Here is a 325-nt window from a genome sequence, read left to right as displayed (position 1 = left end):
GGTTCTTTTTTAGCTCGGCACCAGGGGGCCACTCACTGACTGACAAGCCGCCATATTGGCCATCTTCGCCACGAAAAAGGCATCAAAGACCATGCTATCGCCCTAACAAGATCATCTGCCGGGGAATTCGGCGAATTCGGGCCCTTACTCCCCTTCCTGCTCTGCACCAACGCGATTTTCTTCATGTTCTGACATGCGGCGGCCAGCAGTCCTTGCATCTGCACTTTGCCCAGACCCCGATAACGCGCATACCGGTGCCCGTGATGCTGTTTCGCATCTGCAAAACTGCGTTCCACTGTCTCTTGCCGCCCCTTGTAAATCTGTT

At 54.8% G+C, this 325-nt stretch carries 1 protein-coding gene; it reads right to left on the bottom strand.

Going from position 1 to position 325, the window contains the following annotated elements; all coding sequences use genetic code 11:
- Window positions 1-32 precede the first annotated feature (32 nt).
- The coding region (locus ACW5W8_RS24010) for a transposase (RefSeq protein WP_498630918.1) at window positions 33-325 on the bottom strand (293 nt) is incomplete at its 5' end.

This window comes from Aeromonas aquatilis, assembly GCF_054052405.1.
The sequence above is the reverse complement of the archived record's forward strand: the minus strand, read 5'-3'. Positions and strand labels throughout refer to the sequence as shown.